General features: G+C 29.9%; 16 protein-coding genes. 13 read left to right on the top strand and 3 right to left on the bottom strand.

Translation table 11 applies throughout. From position 1 onward, the window contains the following. The first annotated feature begins 3 nt into the window (after positions 1-3). The 11 genes from h2es_RS06205 to h2es_RS06155 all read left to right on the top strand — a co-directional run bounded on the left by h2es_RS06205 (position 4) and on the right by h2es_RS06155 (position 14,649). Positions 4-3,696 (top strand): conjugal transfer protein TraG N-terminal domain-containing protein, encoded by a 3,693-nt coding sequence (locus tag h2es_RS06205; protein ID WP_154512378.1) that lies wholly within the window; start codon positions 4-6, stop codon positions 3,694-3,696. Then, positions 3,693-5,333 carry a hypothetical protein gene (locus tag h2es_RS06200; protein ID WP_154512376.1) on the top strand — a complete coding sequence of 547 codons (1,641 nt, stop codon included), beginning with the start codon at positions 3,693-3,695 and terminating at the stop codon, positions 5,331-5,333. Before h2es_RS06205 ends, h2es_RS06200 begins: the two co-directional genes overlap by 4 nt. Next, a complete protein-coding gene (locus tag h2es_RS06195; RefSeq protein WP_154512374.1) occupies positions 5,330-5,896 on the top strand; it encodes a hypothetical protein in 567 nt (188 codons plus the stop codon). Before h2es_RS06200 ends, h2es_RS06195 begins: the two co-directional genes overlap by 4 nt. Before the next feature lie 91 nt (positions 5,897-5,987). Beyond that, the gene (locus h2es_RS06190; RefSeq protein ID WP_154512372.1) at positions 5,988-6,368 is read left to right on the top strand and encodes a hypothetical protein; all 381 of its coding nucleotides are present in this window, start codon (positions 5,988-5,990) and stop codon (positions 6,366-6,368) included. 33 nt (positions 6,369-6,401) lie between these two features. Then, positions 6,402-6,902: a hypothetical protein gene (locus h2es_RS06185; protein ID WP_154512370.1), complete on the top strand. Its 501-nt coding sequence runs from the start codon at positions 6,402-6,404 to the stop codon at positions 6,900-6,902. 16 nt (positions 6,903-6,918) lie between these two features. Beyond that, entirely contained in the window at positions 6,919-7,596 is a 678-nt protein-coding gene (locus h2es_RS06180) for a thermonuclease family protein (protein ID WP_195909989.1), read from the top strand. Next, complete coding sequence (locus h2es_RS06175; RefSeq protein WP_154512366.1) at positions 7,597-9,588, top strand: type IV secretion system DNA-binding domain-containing protein; 1,992 nt, start codon at positions 7,597-7,599, stop codon at positions 9,586-9,588. 14 nt (positions 9,589-9,602) lie between these two features. Beyond that, entirely contained in the window at positions 9,603-9,899 is a 297-nt protein-coding gene (locus h2es_RS06170; RefSeq protein ID WP_154512364.1) for a plasmid mobilization protein, read from the top strand. 4 nt (positions 9,900-9,903) lie between these two features. Next, positions 9,904-10,947 carry a Fic family protein gene (locus h2es_RS06165; RefSeq protein ID WP_154512362.1) on the top strand — a complete coding sequence of 348 codons (1,044 nt, stop codon included), beginning with the start codon at positions 9,904-9,906 and terminating at the stop codon, positions 10,945-10,947. A gap of 5 nt (positions 10,948-10,952) precedes the next feature. Next, positions 10,953-13,886 carry a MobF family relaxase gene (gene mobF, locus h2es_RS06160; protein WP_154512360.1) on the top strand — a complete coding sequence of 978 codons (2,934 nt, stop codon included), beginning with the start codon at positions 10,953-10,955 and terminating at the stop codon, positions 13,884-13,886. Between the two features lie 547 nt (positions 13,887-14,433). After that, complete coding sequence (locus h2es_RS06155; protein WP_154512358.1) at positions 14,434-14,649, top strand: DUF465 domain-containing protein; 216 nt, start codon at positions 14,434-14,436, stop codon at positions 14,647-14,649. Between the two features lie 166 nt (positions 14,650-14,815). Here the strand turns inward: h2es_RS06155 and h2es_RS06150 are convergent, their stop codons facing one another. The 3 genes from h2es_RS06150 to h2es_RS06140 form a co-directional block, all read right to left on the bottom strand. Continuing rightward, the gene (locus tag h2es_RS06150; RefSeq protein ID WP_154512356.1) at positions 14,816-15,712 is read right to left on the bottom strand and encodes a DNA methyltransferase family protein; all 897 of its coding nucleotides are present in this window, start codon (positions 15,710-15,712) and stop codon (positions 14,816-14,818) included. Between the two features lie 29 nt (positions 15,713-15,741). Next, a complete protein-coding gene (locus h2es_RS06145; protein ID WP_154512354.1) occupies positions 15,742-16,197 on the bottom strand; it encodes a class I SAM-dependent methyltransferase in 456 nt (151 codons plus the stop codon). A gap of 91 nt (positions 16,198-16,288) precedes the next feature. Then, positions 16,289-16,582, bottom strand: a complete 294-nt coding sequence (locus tag h2es_RS06140; RefSeq protein ID WP_154512352.1) for a hypothetical protein — start codon at positions 16,580-16,582, stop codon at positions 16,289-16,291. Between the two features lie 417 nt (positions 16,583-16,999). On the opposite strand from h2es_RS06140, the gene h2es_RS06135 reads away from it, so the two are divergent. After that, the gene (locus tag h2es_RS06135; RefSeq protein WP_154512350.1) at positions 17,000-17,317 is read left to right on the top strand and encodes a hypothetical protein; all 318 of its coding nucleotides are present in this window, start codon (positions 17,000-17,002) and stop codon (positions 17,315-17,317) included. A gap of 69 nt (positions 17,318-17,386) precedes the next feature. Beyond that, the gene (locus h2es_RS06130) at positions 17,387-17,569 is read left to right on the top strand and encodes a hypothetical protein (RefSeq protein WP_154512348.1); all 183 of its coding nucleotides are present in this window, start codon (positions 17,387-17,389) and stop codon (positions 17,567-17,569) included. The last annotated feature ends 87 nt before the right edge of the window (positions 17,570-17,656 follow it).

The raw sequence follows: 17,656 nt of genomic DNA, 5'->3' as shown, positions 1-17,656 counted from the left end.
ATCATGAATGAGATATATGAAATAATAACACATGGTGGTGGGCCTGCAATGGTAAAAATATTTGATGCCATTGCGATGACAAACAAAGATGAGACATTTAAAGCGATATTGTATATAGCTAGTTTGTATGCTGGTTTATGGGTTATATTTATAGCATTTAGTAAAAGTAGTGGTGCAATATTATTTAAGCATTTAATGTGGGTATGGGTGGTTACATCAATATTATGGGCATCAACGGTGAGGGTTAAGGTTACAGATCCAGTAAATGGGATGACGCATGATGTTGATAATGTACCGTTATTAGTAGGATATTTTGGCAGCAGGATAAATAGCATTGGATATGGGGTAACGAAGTTAATCGAGAATAATATGACAGATTTAGATTCTACGAGGAAATATAGAAACTCAGGTATGGCATTTGGATCAAAGGCGGTCGCACAAATTAGTAATATGAAGATCAGCAATGCAGACTTATATCAAAATGTGGAATCATATATTAATAATTGTGTGGTTATGGATGCAGCAATTGGAACAAAATACACATATGAAGATATTAGAACTAGTGATAATATATTTGATTTAGTATTTACAGATGGTCATCCAATATTTGGTATATATTATAGGCCATTTGAGATTAGGGAAAAGGGTACACCACCTAAAGATGTAGAGTATAAATCATGTAAGGATGCTGGTCCATTAATTATGAAAGATTTTGAAACATATTTTGGATCAGGTAATGTAAAGAATGTGGCTATTAAAATAGCTAAGGGAATGGGGTTAAATAATTTTGTAGAAATAAGTGATAAAGATAGTAGTCAGAGATTAAAAGCAGAAGATTTTTTTATGAAGGTATTTAGTGCAACAATGGTGTCAAAAGCAGGAGATAACTTTATACCGATAAAGGAGAATGCAACAGAAGTGTTAAGGCAAGCGATGATGATACATGCGATAAATGATGCAACTAAATCAGCAGCAGAAGCGATGGGGTCGCCACAAAACTATGCTAGCGCAAAAGCGATGTTACAGCAAAGGAATTGGTATAATGCAATAGGTGAAAATGTAGCAACTATGTTAGTGACGGCAAAAGTTATATTTGAAATACTTATATATGGATCGATATTATTTATAGGGATACTGGCCATACTGCCGAATGGGGTAATGATAGTATTAAATTATTTATCATTAATTCTATGGCTAGAGTTATGGCAGCCATTATATGCATTACTAAATTGTGCAATTACAGTATATAGTGATTATAGAACTGATGCTATACTTGCAGGTACTGGTGGCTTTAATATTAATTCATTTGTAGGGATCGGAAGCTTTCATGCAGATATAGCTGCAACAGCAGGGTATTTTTCATTAAGTGTACCATTTTTGGCATACGGGTTGTTAACCCTTATGAGAGGTGGTGCTGCAAGTTTAATGCATGCGGCAACAGGGATGACTGGTGGATTATCATCATCAGCAGGACAAGCAGCAGCTGAGAGCACATCAGGATCAATGAGTATAGGGGCACTTAATTACGATACATCTAGTTTAAGTAATTCGACAAGATGGCAGTCAAATGAAGACTTTAGGCATATGGCAGGAAGAACGGAGATAGAGAATCCAGACGGAACAATATCATTTGTAAATACAGATGGTGGTACAGGATTTATAGGTGGTAAAGGAAGGACGGCATCGACATTTGAGAAAAGTATAAGCAGTAGTAATGCCATAGGCTCTCAGTTAAATGCAAATATATCAGCAGAAAAAAGTAAGAGTGATACTTTTGCGCATGAATATAGTCAGGCAGAATCATCGTTGGTCGGTAAAGGAACGAAGTTTCTAGAATCAGCGTATAAAAACCTAGGAAGGAATGATAGCTGGGGTATGAGTACAACAACTGATTCAGGGAAGGCATTACAGGGTTCAGTAAATTTTATGAAGGGCATAATGAAAGAGTTTGGATTATCAGAGCAAGATGCGTCAGGATTTGCGCTTTCGTTAGGTATGCCAGGAATAGGTGGGATAAATTTCTCATCAAGTGCAGGTACACAAGAAATGCAACAAAAGGTAAAAAAATATGCTGATGAGCATGGATATACAGAGAGTTTACATAAATTATTTAAAAATACAGCGGATTCAGTATATAGTGAAGCAGGTGGAGAGGGTTTAAATCTTGCCAAAGATGTAAGTTCTTCTCATCAAAATATGACAACGGCAAAAGATAGTTTATCAAGATCACAGCAATCACTTAGCAGATATCAGCAGGCACAAAATTTATTTGAGAGTGGATCATTTGTAACAAATGAAGATTTAACTCAAAGAGTTTACAACAAGCTGGCTAATACAAAGGTGTCAGGTGGAGAAGGTGGTATAGGATCAGGTAGGGATTTTCCAAGTCATTCTCATATAAGGTATATGATGTCAACAGGGAGTCCTGGATATATCACTGCAGTAAAAAAAGTACAAAATGAAGTTGTTGGTGAACTATTAAGTGGAGTAAATTCTCAAGGTGCAATAAACAATCAGGGCAATGTATTTAATGACGATACGTTAAATAAAACATCGAGCAACGCTAGTGCTAATACAGGACTTCCTGTTGATACAAGCAATAAAAATCAATGGGATAACTTTAGAGATGATAATAAAAATCAGGATCAAAATATATTTGATAAAAAGACAGTTAAAGTGCCTAACGAAACTGGGGGAAGTGATACAAAAGTTATAACACTAACCCCAGAGAATATATATAAAGATGAGAGCGAGCAAAGTGTAACTAATGCTCAGAACAAAGGTGTTACTATAAGTGAGAATGAAAAAGACGCTAAAAAGAAATATCAAAATGTTAAGGTAACAGATGAATCTGGTAAGGAGACAACTGTCAATCTAATAGATCAATCCATTAAGAAGGATGAAGAAAGATCAGGCAATATCAACAAAGGAGTTACTGGTATTACAAGTAATTTAGATACTATGAATCAAGAGCATAATGAAGCTAGTGACAAGAGTAATATTGGAAGGGCAAATAACAGGATGGCACATGATAATTTCCCAGGCAAGTATAAAAGCAGTGATATAAATATTGATCCAAAAATAAATAACCAAGTGGTTAATCAAAATGAACAGCAAAACATTCAGGATGCTAAGGGAGTAAATTTAGGTCAAAATCCTAAATCTAAAGTAGTAAGCGATAACGCAAAGCCAGAGGGCGCTGAGCAGAAAGTAAATCAAGTAACAAGCCAGCTAAGCAGCAATTATACTGTTAAGGCAAAAGAGATAGTATTACCAGATGAGCAAAAGACAAATGAAGAGAGTAGGAGTATGAATATAGAAAGTGATACAGTGCCAGAGACAAAAGATTCACAAAACACTTCAAATGAAATAATTAAGTCATCAGAAATCAGTAGCAGTACAAATCCTTCAGCGACCCAGCAGAATCAAGATCATGATCTAAATCAACAAGGTAATGCTGATACAGTTAAACCAAATGAGATACAGCAATCTATAAGCCAAGAGCCAAGTAGTGGTATAAGCAATAAATCAACAATATCTGATATTGCTAAAGATGATTTAGTACTTCAAGGGATAAGTAAAAATCCTTCAGCTGGAGATAATAAACAAAGTAATTACACTCCAAGTTCATTATCAAATGATGACGAATTAAGCCTAGAAGATATAGATGAATATAATAAGGGTGAGAAAAAATGAAGAAAGAAGAAAATAGAATAAATAGCTTTAGACAGATATTTGGCCTGCTTTTACCTGAGAATTATGCTAATCCAGTATTATACTTTGGATTTCTGGCAATTTTTATCGGTTTGCCCCTAATTGTTATTTTTCTTTATACAAATGGCTTTATTTATAATCACAAGGAAAATGTAATGCAGATGTATGAGCAGAAAAAACAAGAAGTAAGAGAGAAAAAGAAGGTATTAAGTTATGAGATGGATAAAAAGGAAGAAGAATTTAATAAGATGAGAGAACCATTGATCAGAGAAAAAAATAATTTAGAGACCAGTACAGAAGAGTTTTTTAAAGCCAGAAATATTCGTGGAGACTTTGAAATAGAAGAAGAAACAAAAAGAGAGTTACAAAGAATAGAGGCAATAAAATACCAATTTGAAAATAATTTAGAGCTTTCAAAAGTAATAGATATTGGATTAGAGAAAGATATGAAAAATGATCATTATTTTTTAAGAGAAATGGGTTCTTGCGGAAATATGATTAAAATGGATGTGAAATCCCATAAAGTAAATATTGATGCACAAATATCAATGGCAAAGAAATATGAGCAAGAGGTTAAACTCCTAGAATCACTTACATCACTAACTCAGATGCAGCAAAGTGAGTTAAGCCATAAAAAAGATTATATCAAAAGAGTAAGAAGTAAAAGCAGGCAAGAAAAATTAGAAGATATTTTAAATAATATTGCAAAAAATGCACATAAAGATAAATTTTTAAGACAATGTTTGATGGTGGCTGATAAAGCCATACCTCTTCTTGTTAAATATGATTATGGATACTTGTTTGCCAGCCGCTTGGGTAATAAACCTCCTTATATAGTTGAGGCAGCTATGTTGCAAAAGTACTTTGGGGTAGCTAAGGATATAGATTTTAAAGAACTTGTTAAAGCTTATAATAAAAAAAATGGTTATTTGGAATATGAACCAGAAACAGAAAAATGTCTAAGTAAAAAAAATATAAAATTAAAATATCCCTATATACCAATTACACTTAGAGAGGAGTTAAAAAATAAATATCCAACGCCTAATAAAGATAATGTTGTATGGAATTACAGGAGCTTTTCAATATATCATAAAGGAGAAAATCACTCATCTACAATACTACCTGATGATTTAATTGATTATAGAAGCAATAAAGACTACACAAAAGTGTGCTTTAATAAGCATGACACATGCACTAAAATAGTAGCTACCGAAACAAAGAGATTAAAGAAAAATTGGAAAGAGCATCAAAGAAGATGTGGTGAAGAAGCTGTAAAAAAGCGATTTTATACCTCTATATTAACCAAGCAGCAAAAAGAAGATAATAAATATTGCGCAATTGGTACGGACGAAGAATTTGTAAGGACTATATGGTGGTATGTTCCTGAGAAGAAAGTAAGAGATATTAAGCTTTATTGTGAGCGCAACAGGGATAGTAAAAAACTTGCAAGGCAAATTGAAGCATGCAAATCAAAGATGGCGCAAGAAGAAGCGTTAAGAGAAAGACAAAGGGTGTTTGATATACTTAACTCAGATGAAATCATCCAATGTGTTAAAACAAATGTTATGCATAAAAATAATTTAGAAAACATTCAACGAGTTAAATATTGGTGGGAATGAGAATAAAGGATTTAGTAAAATTTATAATGAAAGAAGATCAAAAAAAATATTTGATAAAAGAAATTGGAGAAGATGCTGCAGAATTATTTTTCAGGATAAAAGATTGTATTGAGCAGGAGTCGGGAGAATTTTTATATGATGATGAGGAAGTTCATCTGACACATTTTTTAATAAAAGAAAGCCTTACTGATAACTGGAGCATGCAAAGAACAAGGACTGCGCTATTTAAGCTTGAGAAACAAGAATACTTAATAAGCAGAAAAGATCATGCAAATCATGGCAAATGGTATATGATAAATCATGGAAAGATGCAGAGAGAGGTAGTGCAGAAAGCTGGGAATCGCCAATTATATAAATTATTCAGTAGATTAAGGGTGGCTCTGATAATATTAATTGTTTTACTATTAGTAGTAGGGATATTTAGATTTGCCAATGCATCTTATAATGGTAGGTATAGTGTAGACTATATACAACAAGAATTAGATATTATTGCGGAAATAGCTGAAATGGTGAGACATGATCCAAGTATGATAAAACATTTAAAAGAAAACCATGCAAGATAAAGTACATATAGAGCGTATAATTAATTCATGCGATATGATGTATGATAATAATGAATTATAAGCAAGATGGAAAACATTAAGTACAAAAACAATGATTGAAGTAATTATAGATGTACTATTATATATAGTAGATTGTTTTATAGATATAAAGCCATTTAGGTTTGAAAGATTTAAGAATTCCTATGAATTAGAAAAGTATTTAAATAAGAAATATCCAGTGAATTCTGAGTTAGAAAAAATGCTTAATGATTTAGAGAAAGTAGGTGCTTCATTTTATAAAACAAAAAAATCAAATAAACCCCAATTAAAAATAGGTAATGAAATATTTGATAAATTCTATGCAGTTAAATATCTAAATAAAAGTAAATCAGCAGAGAAAAAAATAATATGCAATTTAACAATCTATACCTTGAACAAGAAGGTAAAAAAATTAGAGATTAATAAATTTATCAACTTAACAAAAAAAGAATAATTATTTCTATAATATTTAAATTAGGAGTCTAATATGAGTTATACAGAAAATAGCAACAAAGGTACGGATCAAAAAGGTCAATACCCTGTAACAGCAAAGTTAGAAAGATTAAGTGAAAAAGTTGAGCAGCAAGGGAAAGCACAATTAGCTGAAGGTTTAAAGAAAACTGCAGGAATAGCTGATTATGGCAGTAATATAATGGATATAGTATCAGAAGCAACGGAAGGGTCGCATGATTCACTTGAGTCATTTAATAAGATGCAAAAGGACTTTAATAAAAGAGGTATGCATCAAGAAGCAAAGATAGCAGGAAATTTAGGCGAATCCACAAAATTATTTACGGACTTAACAGATATGTTTTTAGGTGAAGAAGAGAAAGATATACAACAAATATTTGATGAAGAAATTAAAGAGCAAATAGGGTCAGTTAATCAATGGTCTGTAGCAAAAGGGATGAAATATGCTACAGAATTATTTGCAGAGATAGCTGATATTTTTATAAAAAACAATGAACAAGAACAGAATAATTTATAGTGAGGTAATAAATTTAATGAACCAGAAATATATGAAAATATTATTAGGGCTAATAGGGCTATTTATTACATTTGCTAATATTTTATGTTATGCAAATGAGCCTAAAAATAAGAAAATAAATAATGAAATTATTAGTAATAAGGTATTTGAAGTAATAGATGGCGATACAATAAAAAATAAAGTGGCAAAGATAAGGCTTTATGGCTTTGATGCACCAGAGCTAGATCAGAAATGTAAAGATGAAAATAAGAAAAGCTGGGATTGTGGTAGAGTATCAAAGGCTAGGTTAGGAAAGATGATTAAAGGTAAGTTAATAAAATGCAAAATTAAGGGTCATGATAAGTATAAAAGGAAATTAGGTATTTGTTATAATGGTGAAGATGAAATAAACAGGCTAATGGTAAAGCAGGGATACGCTGTATCATATCCTAAATATAGGGGAAGATATGAGTTAGATGAAGAATATGCAATTAATAATAATATTGGGATATGGCAAGGCGAATTTGAAGAGCCTGAGGAATATAGGAAAAAAAGGAAAAAAGAAAGCCTAGGCAAGACGCCAAAGACTAAAACATCTAAGAGATATGAAAAAGCTAAAAAGGTTTCTGCAAAAAAAATAATTAAAACACTAACCAAAGTAGATAAAAAAGCACACAGCAAGAAAGTAAAAAGATTAAATAGAGGTAATAAATAGATGTTGGATTCATTTATAAGAGGTGGTCAGACAATAGCCCATAAAACAAGGATGGCAATACAAATGCTAAAGATAAGTATTGCGGCTGGTATATTTGGTGGGTTGATGATGTTGATAATAATTATAGGTAATAACTTACAAAAATATCATTATCAATATATGTGGGGTTTTGTAAAAGTGGTTGGTTACGATGTGAGTTATGTTTATCGTAAATCTTATATAATTCTACCACTTAGAGAATATAGCTTCCCTATGAAGTATGAGCCAAAAGATTTTTATAAAGCAACAAGGCATGAAGTTATCCAAAAAGTATATGGTGAAATTGAGGAAATTATAACATATGCAGTTAGGTGGGGTATAATATCAAGTATATTAATTTCAGTATGCTCTATAACTTTAATGATGATTTCAGGGGCTTTACTTAAGAAAAGTAAGCATGTTCGTGGTGCAATGCTAATAAAAGCAAAAGAACTTAAAAAGGAAACAAGGCCGAGCTTGATATCGAGATTAATGGGAGTGAAGCCGCTTTGTATAGGAAATGATAGAATATGCTATCCTAGGGGATCAGAGAATTTGCACACATTAATAATGGGTAGTACAGGTGTAGGCAAAACAGTTGTAACGACTGATTTACTTAATCAAATAAGGGAAAGAGGAGAAAGTGCAATAGTGTTAGACTTAAAAGGTACTTACATAGAGAAATTTTATGACAAACAAAAAGATGTAATTTTAAATCCACTGGATAAAAGATGCCCAGGTTGGAACTTAATGAGCGAAGTAGAAAATTATGGTCATATCAAAGCACTAATAGAGGCATTCATACCACATAGTGAGGGTAAAAATGAATTATGGAACAAGGCTGCAAGAGAGGGATTTACAGGAATAGTAGACAATCAACTTAAAAAGGGCAATAGACTATCAAACCATGAATTGGTAGAAATGTTTTTGAAGCAAAATGTAAAAAAGATAGCAGAATTAGCTCAAGGAACATATGCAAGCTCAGTTATAGATATGACATCACCTGAGACAGCAGCAAGTGTAGTATTTAATCTAAGTACGCATATAACAGGTTTGAGGTTAATAACAGCAGCAAAGGATGGTGGATTTAGTATAAGAAGATGGTATAAAGAGAGGAAAGAAGGTAGTTGTATATTTATAAGCGGGCATAGCGAATATGAATCAATATTAAGGCCACTGCAAACAGCCTGGTGGGAAGTGGCACTCAAAGGATTGATCTCAGAAAAAAGAAAAAAAAGAACTTGGATAATATTAGACGAATTAGGGGCATTATATAGGATACCTTCATTTGCAAACATTGTTGCTCTAGCAAGAGAGTACAATGGATGTATAATAGCTTGTATGCAAGATATATCACAGATAAGAAGTATATATGGTAGAGAAGAATCAAAAACAATTAGTTCTAATTTTGGGACTAGATGTTTTTTCAAAACAAATGATGCAGAAACAGCGGAATGGATATCAAAGGATTTAGGTTATCAAGAAATAGAAGAGCGTTCAGAGTCTATGTCATATGGTGCGCATTCGATGAGAGATGGAGTCAATCTATCCTCTTATAAGAAGACAGTACCTATAGTTAATGCGGCAGAGATGCAATACCTAGAAATACGAGAAATGTATATAAAGATGTTTGGTAAATATCCAGCAATAGTAGGAGTTGAGCCAATAGAGAAAAAGTCTATTAGTCAGGGATTTATAGAAGATGATACATTAAATGAAAAGATATTAAAAATAAAGCAAGATGTTAAGGAAATATTTGATGGTAGGATGGGACTAGCAGTAAATTTTAAAGAGGATCAAAAAGGTAAAAAATCTGTTAACAATAAAAAAGAATTACAGGAGAAGCCAAAAACAGACAATAATGAAGAAAAAACAATGAAATCTAACAATCAAGAGGTACAGAAAGAAACAAGTTCTATAAGTAACCAAGAAAGTAAGGACAATAAAAAAGGCGTAGACAAATTTTTTGATTAATTAGGAGGTAGGCAATGTTAAAAGATTTAAGACTTAATATTAGATTAACGGCCGAAGAAAAAGAGATGGCAGAGAAGAAAGCAGAGAAGCTTGAAATATCACTTAGTGACTTTGCAAGAAATGCACTAATAGATGCATGCAATCAGAATGAAAACACAGATTATTCCGACATTTCAATGCAATTGATAACTTATAGTTATTATTTAATAGACAAATTAGCCAAAGGTAATTTTGATGTTGAAGAAGTAAATAAAGTTAAAGAAAAAGCTAAAAAAGCCATGGAATCATGGGGATATAAAACTATAGAATAAAGTTATGGTATATAAACCAAAGTTTCAATTAAATAGCAAAATAGTAAACTCATTAAGACAAATAGAAAGGAATATGGGATATTGCGATGCAATCAAATTATCAAGAGAGTTACTATCAGTGCTACAGGAAAAGGCAATTATAGAAGAAGCTTATTATAGCACAAGTAGTGAGTTCAGCAATATGAGCCTTAAGCAACTTAAAGAAACAATGCAAAATAGTAATTGCTTAGATGAAGATTTAAGAATAATTGCCAATTATATAGAAGCTCTTAAGGTAGTGCGGTATTATCTGAAGAGCAATAACGATATTACAAAAAATAAAAGTATTAATAAAAATATAATAAGAGATATTTATAGACAACTTATTAACAAAGGTGAGAGTTGTTCAGTGCACTCAATTAAATATAGAGAATCAAAGATTGAGAACATAATAATGTCAAATATGGCCTTAAAATACCAGGATGACAAAGATGAAGTTAATGTAATGATAAATGATTTAGTTCAGTATGATGAGCAGTCAACAGAAGTAAATAGTGTAATTTTAGCTGGTATTCTACAATTTCAGATTATATATATTCAGCCATTTAAAATATATAATGAGATTTTGGCAAAAATTGTTGCTCAATTATGCTTATACAGAGATAACTATCAGTTTAATAACCTACTGATATTAAATGAGTATTACGGCAAAAATAAAAAAGGATATTATGATGCAATAAAACATTCGATTAAAAATGATATAGATATAACTGCGTGGTTAGAATATTTTAGTAAGGCCTTAGAAGTGCAAAGCGATATACTAAGGAAATCACTTAGTAAGTATCAGAAATATGAGGAATTAAAACTTAAAAATAGATTATTTGAGAGGCAAATAAGATTAATAAATAATATAATAAAATACGATTCTGTTAATATAAGAATCTTTAATAAGTTATATCCTTATTTAACAAAAAGAACGTTGCAAATGGAAATAAGTAAATTAGTAGATATGAAGTTACTACAGGTTATTGGAAATAGTACCAAAAGAGAATATGCTTTAAATATATAAATAAAATGTTATCAATCAGCACAATAAAATCAGCAGGAGTGGCAGTAGAATATTATAGAAATATAATAAACTACTATGCTAAAGATGTAGAGAATATAGAAGATAAAAGTCAGTGGTATGGTGCTGGTGCAAAGGAATTAGGTCTTGAAGGGAATGTTAAAGACAGAGATTTTGAATTATTGCTAAAAGGCCATGTAAATGACCAAAGACTAGGAAGAAATGAGGGCGGAGAAATTAAGCATAGACCTGGATATGATTTAACATTTTCAGCTCCAAAGAGTGTGTCTATAATGTCTGAAGTTGTAGGAGATAAAAGATTATCAGAGGCACACACACAAGCAGTTAAAAATACTTTAGATGTTCTTGAAAAAAACGTAATACATACAAGGAAAACAGTAGATGGCGTTACTTCCATGGAAAAGACTGGTAATTTAGTAGCTGCAATGTTCGAAGAGAATACATCAAGGGAGCTTGATCCACAAAAGCACACGCATTATGTTTTGATGAACATGAGTAAGTATGGTGAGAAATGGATGTCTATTGAAAGCAAGCCAATATACGATAATAAAATGTTCTATGGTCAGATATATAGATCATTTCTTGCAAAAGAAGTAGGTAAATTAGGTTATGAAGTAGAAATAACTGGCAAGAACTCAATATTTGAAATAAAGGGTGTGCCAAAAGATTTAATTAATGAATTTAGTAAGAGAAGAGCTCAAATATTAGAAGCACTGGGTAATTATCAATACCATAATGCAATTACTGCTGCAAATGCAACAATTAAAACAAGGGTTGCAAAAAAATCAGTTGATTCAGAAGAGCTTAAAGAAATCTGGAGTAGCCTATCTAATTCGTTAGGATTTCAGACAGAAACTGCTGTACAAAGATTAAGCACTGAATATAGCGACGAAAATATAACAGTAGAAAAAAATTCAGATGATAAATCAACTATAGAAAGGCTAAGTGATAAATACGAAGAATTTTGTCGCAAGTTTGAATATAAAATTAAAAAAACTATAGAGCATTTTAGCAATCACCCAGATTCGCCAGTAAGTAGATATAATAGATCAGCAAAGAGAGCAATTAAATATGGAATAGAGCATTTGAGTGAGAGGTCATCAGTTTGGAGTGAAAAAGAACTATATATAGCAGCTATGTGTTTTTCCACAAAGGAGTTAAGTTATGATGATATTGCAAAAGAAATAGAATCAATGAAAAGGGAGGGTGAATTACTTACAGGAAAACATGAGGGTATGCTTACAACTAATGAAGCAATAAAAAAAGAAAAGTATATAATTAAAACAATGAAGCAGGGTAAGGGAACTTCTGATCAAATATGTAAAAAAACCTATGTTGCAGATAGGTTGAGAAATACCTTACTTAATTCAAGCCAAAGGAAAGCAGTAGAGCATATACTTTGTAGTAAAGATAAGATAGTAGGTGTTAATGGTTATGCAGGGACTGGCAAAACCTTTATGATGGAAAAAGCAAAAGAAATAGCAAATGGCAAAGGTTATGAGATTATTGGATTATCGCCTACAGCCTCTGCTGCAAACACTCTTGAGAAAGAAACTGGCATTAAGTCCCAGACAATCCATAAATTCTTATATCAATATAAAAAACTCATTGAAAATAAACACACAGGCATTGATAGCCATAAGTATAGATTTGAACTTAGAAATAAAATGCTTGTAGTAGATGAAGCATCGCTTACATCTACAAATCAAATTGAAGCAATATGTAAAATTGCGAATGAAACATTTGTAAAGGTTGTTTTAATAGGTGATAGAAAACAATCAAAATCAGCTGAGGCAGGAAACCCTCATTCCGAATTGCAAAAAAGAGGAATGAATACAGTGGAAATGAATGAAATAATTAGGCAAAAAAATAATACTTTTAAAAGTGCTGTATATGATTCAATAAATGGATTAATAGAATCGGCATTTAAAAAAATTGACAAAAATGTCTATGAAATACCAAGTAAGATAAAGGATAAAAAAGAAGGTATTATAAAAACTACAGCTTCACACTGGATAAATTTAAATGAAGAAAAAAGAGAAAATACACTAATAGTATCTCCCTCAAATAAAATTAGAGAAGGTATTAATCATGAAATAAGAAATTACTTAAAGTTAGAAAATAAATTACAAGGTCAGGAACATAAATTAAAAGTATTAGAAAATAAAAGTTTAACAAAAGCAGAAAAATGTTTAGCAACTAATTATGAAAAAAATGACGTAATATTATTTAACAATGAATATAAAAAACTAGGCATCAAAAAGGATGAATATTTAACAGTAAAAGAAATAAAAAATAATAATATAATTACACTTAAAAGCAAACAAGGTAGAGAACTAAATTTAAACCTAACATATACAGTTAAGAATTTAGATAAAGCAATAGAAGTCTTTAAACAAAAAAAGATAAATTTACAAATAGGCGATACAATAAAATGGACAAAAAATTCAAAAACAAATCCGCTAATAATAAATTCAGAAAAAGGAAAAATATTAGAGATAGATAATAAGAATATTATAATAAAAGCAGGAAATGATAAAAATGTGGTTTTGAGTATTAAAAAAGATCAAAGTATAATAAATCATATAGATTATGGATATGCATCAACAGTACACAGTTCACAAGGAGTATCACATGAAAATGTAATGGGAGCAATAGAATCAAAACATCCATATCTAACGAATCAGCAGATGTTTTATGTAACAATATCAAGAGCAAAAAATGAAGCATCAATTATAACTGACAATAAAAATATATTGGCTAAAAATATTAAGAATAATACTGGCTATAGTATATCTGCACTAGAGCATGTAGGTAGTAAAAATAAACTTGAAGTAAATAATGAGGTTAATAATCAAACAATAAAACAACATAATAATTCAATAAAAATCGACCCTGTAAGAGCTGTAATAAAACTTTAGTGACTTATGTTTCACATTGTCCTACACCAAAAAGCGCAATTTATCAGCTATACAAAATTTGTCCTACAAATGGTTCACAAATATACAACTTATTTTAAAATTTTAGGTTTTGGTTCACATTGTCCTACATCAGAAAAGGCTTTTTACCATGTATAAAAAGCATGTCCTACAAATGGTTCACAAAAAAAATGACAATATAAAATTTGTCCTACAAGTGGCTCACACTCTATAACATAGTAAAAAAGCTACTTTATAAGCTATGCAACAAAGTTGCGTCAGGTGTGATGAGAAAATACTTTAGTATTTTCTCCTTATCTTAGCTCTGCCGTTGTACTTACTTTTTTAATTATGTTTCTTTAATTGTTCTTTAGATTTTATTTTTAGATATCAAGCCTCAGTGGCGAATGAACGTTTAACTTTTTGATTTAAATTATTTATAATATTATTATATAGATACAAATGATTTAAAATTATAAATATTTTAATGCTAACCTAAATTAAAGTAAATTAATTATTTTTTAATTTAACTAATTTTTATAGGTAGTTTATGAGAAAAGATAATTTTGAAAAACTAAACTCTTCAATTCAATCATTACAAAATAAACATTTTGAATTTGAAAAATTAATTGAATTAGTAAACAAAAGTTATTTTGTTATTGATAGTTTAAAAATAGAAAAACTAAAAAAAGAAAAGTTGAAAATTAAAGATATGATTTTAGAAAAAGAAATAGACTTAAAAAGTCTTAATAAAAAATCTGTGTAATTATTTTATAATTTATGAAACTGATTTTTAATTTTATCAAAAATTATTGGATTAAATATTTGATTTTAGCATTAATTTCAATATTGAAAATAAAAATAATAAAAAAGTGAAATAATTATAAAATTATCTCACTTAGTTTTTAGTAATTCTAGTTTGAATTAAATAATTATTTATAATTAAAAAATAACTTATATTGAAATTTACTTTTGACGTTGTTTTTTATAAAAGTTTCAATAATAGATTCAATATTTATAATGTCATTATAAAGTATTTTATCTTTAAATAATAAATTAATCTCAAAATAATAATCTTCTTTATTAAGAGGTGTTTCAATTAAAATATCATTAGCATTTATGTTATCAGTATTACTTAAAAAGGTTTCATAATTTATAGAGTAATTTGATTTAACTTCCTGAGTAGTAATTTTTGGTTTATTAATTTTTAACAATAAACTATCAAATAAAAACAAATTTCTTTTAAGATTTATTTTTTTAATTAAATGATCCCAATACTTAGAAATCAAATTATTTAAATAATTATTCACTCTGGTATTTAACTCTAAATTATCACTAAGAGGATTAATAGAGATATTATTAAGATTGGCAGGGAAAGTTTTTAAAGCATTATTTAATCTATCAGTTAAATTAGAATTAGCTTTACAAATTAAATGAGTCTTATCCTTTACATTAATAACATCAAGATAGCCTAAAATATTTTGGGGATTATTGATATAATATTCATTGATACGTTTATTTTGATTTTTAAGCTTATAAGGCTTAGTATTGATCCATTTGGTAGGTAAGTTATCTTTAACAAGAAAAATCACATCAGTAGTAACTCTAGCACCAGTAAATATATTGTCAGGCAATCGATAAGCAGCAAGAAGACTAGCTCCTTCTTTTGTAATAACATCTCTGATATGACCACTTATCATATCTAGGACATATTGGTTAACAACAAAAGCTAAGATTCCTCCTTTTTTAAGTAATCTTACTCCACGTGCAACAAAATAGTCAGTGAGAACAGTTTTTGTTAAATCCTTGTTGTTAGAATCGATGGCCATATTATTAGAAAAAGGTGGATTCCCGATTGCTAAATCAAATGAATTATTTGGAAGAGTGGTGTTTCAAATTTTTTATTAATCGATTTTATATCAGGATGAAGGGCTTTGAGTATTTGGTAAGCAAAAGGTTCGCATTCAATTGCTGTGATATTGCTATTCTTTCTCATAGCTTGAGGTATATGCTTAACAAAAGCACCAGTGCCCGCGGCTGGCTCAAGAATATTGCCACTTTTAAACCCTAGTTTATCTAATGCTTGATAAATGAATTTAACTAAAAACTCAGGAGTGTAATAAGCGGTTTTAGCTGTAGGTTTAATTGCAGCTATCTCTTGTTTAGAGATAACTGCATTAAGTTTTTTGTAATAATTATGTTCTACTAATTCATTTCCCATTCCACCAAAGCCAGAATACTTTTCTAAAAGCTTTGGATTAAAGTTTTTTTGTGAAATTAAATTTATTACTTGTAAATTATGTTCAGTTCTCATATTATGCTCCTATCTATTTGATAGGATTAAGAGGTTAGCATATCTCTACTTCTCACATTATTCCCGCCTCTTAATCCATAAAATTAAAAAATCAGTTAAAATTAAGTTGAGTCTGGTTGTTATTTTGATCGTTGGCAGATTGCCAAACAGAGTAACTAGATTTTTGAGAAAGATAATGTTTGGCTAAAGAATCAATATTAGACTTAAATTCAGAAATAATCTGATGCTTAAGATAATCAATCTTTTTGTTATTTATATCTGTAGCATTAACTTCATGTTTAAGTCTAAATTCAAGATTATAAATTTCAGACTGAACTAATTTAATAAAAGTATTAGTTAATTGAGATTGATTACTAGAATTTATTAAGTTTACTTTATAAGTCATAAAAACCTCTAATAAAATTGTTAAAATAAAACGATTAGTCATTATTTTTACTACTAGTTAATCTAGAAGTATGACCCCCGTCATGCTTCCTGCCTGCTGGCGAAGCATGGGTAGCAAAGGGAAAGGGAAAAATGTGAAAAATTTTCATTTTTTTGATTTTTGCTATGAATTGCGAGCTTGCTTGCAAGAAGAAAAAAATTAAAATATTTTGCATTTTGTGAGCGTAGCGAATTTACCCTTGTACTGCGCGAGGCGATAGCCTTAGCCTTTTTGTTTTTAACAATCAGTAAACTATTATTATAGAAAAAACCCTTAAATTAATATTAATACTTTTGAGGTGATACTAAGATATGTTTTCTGGCTTTTAGAATAAAAAATATTATTATAAGCGTTATTATAAATAAAAAATTATTGATTATGTCAATCAATATAGAGTTTAATGCTAGATTAAGCCATATAGAGAAAGTAAAGAAAGATTTAAGAACACAGTATAATAGCTTAAAAACCGGGTTAAAAGAAAACTCAGTACTTGAATCATCAACAAAAGAAACTGCTGTAAGACATGCAAAAGCAATGCATGATTATGCAAATGAACATTATTTAGAAGTTAAATTACAAGCAGAAGAGTGGAGAAAAATTAATATAATAGCCAAACAAGTGATAAGTAATATGAGATCAGTAAAAAATTATACAACCAAAATATATAACATATGTGGTTATCGATGTGATTTCTAATATTATGTTATAAAGATTAGAGTATTTGCAGTAAATATGCTATGATTGGAGAAAATTATTTAAAGTGCTATGAATAGATTAGAGCTTATCGAATCATTTAAAAATACTACAGATAATGCCATAAATATAGCATCTGATTATGCAATTAAATCTATTGCACCTACTTTAGGTAAAGCTGACTTATTAATAATTATATTATTAGGTTTTGTTGTTTTAATATTTTGTTATTTTGATTTAATTAAAAAGAAGTAAAAACTTTAAAAGGGAATATTAAATAATTAGAGAAATTAAAATGTTATTTATAAAAACTGAGTTTTTAGTCTTAGTAAAGTAATTAGG

Origin of the sequence: Rickettsiales endosymbiont of Trichoplax sp. H2, from assembly GCF_009690945.1 — a bacterium.
GTDB lineage: Bacteria > Pseudomonadota > Alphaproteobacteria > Rickettsiales > Midichloriaceae > Aquirickettsia > Aquirickettsia rohweri.
This window is presented reverse-complemented; position numbering and strand designations above follow the sequence as displayed.

Coding starts and splice junctions, on each gene's coding strand:
- h2es_RS06205 (WP_154512378.1), top strand. CDS start 4: ATGAATGAGATATATGAAATAATAACACATGGTGGTGGGCCTGCAATG.
- h2es_RS06200 (WP_154512376.1), top strand. CDS start 3,693: ATGAAGAAAGAAGAAAATAGAATAAATAGCTTTAGACAGATATTTGGC.
- h2es_RS06195 (WP_154512374.1), top strand. CDS start 5,330: ATGAGAATAAAGGATTTAGTAAAATTTATAATGAAAGAAGATCAAAAA.
- h2es_RS06190 (WP_154512372.1), top strand. CDS start 5,988: ATGATTGAAGTAATTATAGATGTACTATTATATATAGTAGATTGTTTT.
- h2es_RS06185 (WP_154512370.1), top strand. CDS start 6,402: ATGAGTTATACAGAAAATAGCAACAAAGGTACGGATCAAAAAGGTCAA.
- h2es_RS06180 (WP_195909989.1), top strand. CDS start 6,919: ATGAACCAGAAATATATGAAAATATTATTAGGGCTAATAGGGCTATTT.
- h2es_RS06175 (WP_154512366.1), top strand. CDS start 7,597: ATGTTGGATTCATTTATAAGAGGTGGTCAGACAATAGCCCATAAAACA.
- h2es_RS06170 (WP_154512364.1), top strand. CDS start 9,603: ATGTTAAAAGATTTAAGACTTAATATTAGATTAACGGCCGAAGAAAAA.
- h2es_RS06165 (WP_154512362.1), top strand. CDS start 9,904: ATGGTATATAAACCAAAGTTTCAATTAAATAGCAAAATAGTAAACTCA.
- mobF (WP_154512360.1), top strand. CDS start 10,953: ATGTTATCAATCAGCACAATAAAATCAGCAGGAGTGGCAGTAGAATAT.
- h2es_RS06155 (WP_154512358.1), top strand. CDS start 14,434: ATGAGAAAAGATAATTTTGAAAAACTAAACTCTTCAATTCAATCATTA.
- h2es_RS06150 (WP_154512356.1), bottom strand. CDS start 15,712: ATGGCCATCGATTCTAACAACAAGGATTTAACAAAAACTGTTCTCACT.
- h2es_RS06145 (WP_154512354.1), bottom strand. CDS start 16,197: ATGAGAACTGAACATAATTTACAAGTAATAAATTTAATTTCACAAAAA.
- h2es_RS06140 (WP_154512352.1), bottom strand. CDS start 16,582: ATGACTTATAAAGTAAACTTAATAAATTCTAGTAATCAATCTCAATTA.
- h2es_RS06135 (WP_154512350.1), top strand. CDS start 17,000: ATGTCAATCAATATAGAGTTTAATGCTAGATTAAGCCATATAGAGAAA.
- h2es_RS06130 (WP_154512348.1), top strand. CDS start 17,387: ATGAATAGATTAGAGCTTATCGAATCATTTAAAAATACTACAGATAAT.